General features: G+C 66.2%; 2 protein-coding genes. Both read right to left on the bottom strand.

Going from position 1 to position 1,691, the window contains the following annotated elements:
* A partial coding sequence (locus U1769_RS24850; protein ID WP_443030454.1) for a GNAT family N-acetyltransferase occupies window positions 1-699 on the bottom strand: 699 nt, incomplete at its 3' end.
* A gap of 272 nt (window positions 700-971) precedes the next feature.
* The coding region (locus tag U1769_RS24855) for a TCP-1/cpn60 chaperonin family protein (protein ID WP_332720844.1) at window positions 972-1,691 on the bottom strand (720 nt) is incomplete at its 5' end.

Raw genomic sequence — 1,691 nt, forward strand, 5'->3', positions numbered from 1 at the left:
CCAGGCGGGGAGCTGGTTGATGTCGCTCAGGCGGTGGGTGGTGACCTTGCCCAGCTCGGCGAGGCGGGACTGGAGGCGGCCGAGTTCCTTGCGCTTCTTCTTGCGGACGGTGGTGGTGTAATAGGCCTCGGGCGACCGGTCGCTGTCGAGCAGGGCGCGGTCGATGCGGTGGCCGGTGGGGCAGGGACGCCCCAGCGCGCCGGTTGCGGCGAGCAGGCCGTGATGGACCGGGCCGTGCTCGACGAGGCCAGTGAAGTGGAGCAGGCCGGTGGCGTGGCGGTCAGCGTCGAGTGCTTCGAGGATCGCGGTCCATGCGGCCTGTTCGTAGCCGCGACGCAGCAGCGGGCCGCCGAGGAAGCTGTGATAATGCAGCCAGTTTTCAACATGGGCGATGGGCAGGCGGCCATAGTGGGTGGCTTGCGCGACGTGCAGGATGCCGATCAACCGGTTGTCGGCGCGGACGGCGATCTGGCGGACGCCGGACATGGGGTGCAGCGGGGCGCTGGCGGCGATGAACCAGCGTTCGGCGAAAACATTGGGCTCGGCGGCGTTGGCGGCGAGGTCGTCCCAGTCGGCCGCAAAGGCAGGGGCGATCGCGCCGAGTGGCGTGATTTCGGCTGAGGGTGGCTGGACATGGAGACGCAGGTCCGGGGAGGCCGGACGGGCATTCACTGTGTCGATGGCAACTGCCGCGTTCATGCTGCTCACACCCTGGTGGTCAGGTTGGCGACTAGCGGTGAAGCGTTAAATTTCGGCAAGCGACGCGGCGATTGGAGCGGTTCGGCAACAAAAAAGAAAGGGCCGGAGGATTGCTCCTCCGGCCCGCTTCTCTTTCCAGCCATGGAGGCCGGGGGTCTGGATGCTGGCACCGGCAAAGCCGGTGCTGGCGTCGGACGGGATCGGCTACGCCGCCCCGCCGTCCGGACCTGAGGAGTCCTGAATTAGCTCGCGCTAATTCAGGCACCTCCAGGTCAGAAGTCCATACCACCCATGCCGCCCATGCCGCCGCCGCCGCCCATGGGCATGGCGGGCTTGTCGTCGGCAAGCTCGCTCACCGCTGCTTCGGTGGTGATGAGCAGACCGGCAACCGAGGCTGCGTTCTGGAGTGCGGTGCGAACAACCTTGGTCGGGTCGATCACGCCGGCGGCAACGAGGTTCTCGTACACGTCGGTCGAAGCGTTGAAGCCGAACGACGTGTCATCCTGGTCGAGCAGCTTGCCCGACACGACCGCGCCATCATGGCCCGCATTGGCTGCGATCTGGCGAACCAGCGCCGTCAGCGACTTGCGGATGATGTCGATGCCGCGCGTCTGGTCGTCATTGACGCCCTTCAGCCCGTCGAGTGCCTTGGTTGCGTACAGCAGGGCCGTACCGCCACCGGGGACGATGCCTTCTTCAACGGCTGCGCGGGTTGCGTGCAGCGCGTCGTCGACGCGGTCCTTGCGCTCCTTGACTTCGACTTCCGAAGCGCCGCCAACCTTGATGACCGCAACACCGCCGGCAAGCTTGGCAAGACGCTCCTGGAGCTTCTCCTTGTCATAGTCGCTGGTGGTGACTTCGATCTGCTGACGGATCGCTTCGGTGCGGCCCTTGATCGCATCGTGATCGCCCGCGCCGTCGACAATGACAGTGTTGTCCTTGTCGATGGTGACGCGCTTGGCGGTGCCGAGCATGCCCAGGGTAACCGTCTC

The sequence above is a fragment of the Parasphingomonas zepuensis genome (genome assembly GCF_036663735.1).
Lineage (GTDB): Bacteria > Pseudomonadota > Alphaproteobacteria > Sphingomonadales > Sphingomonadaceae > Sphingomonas.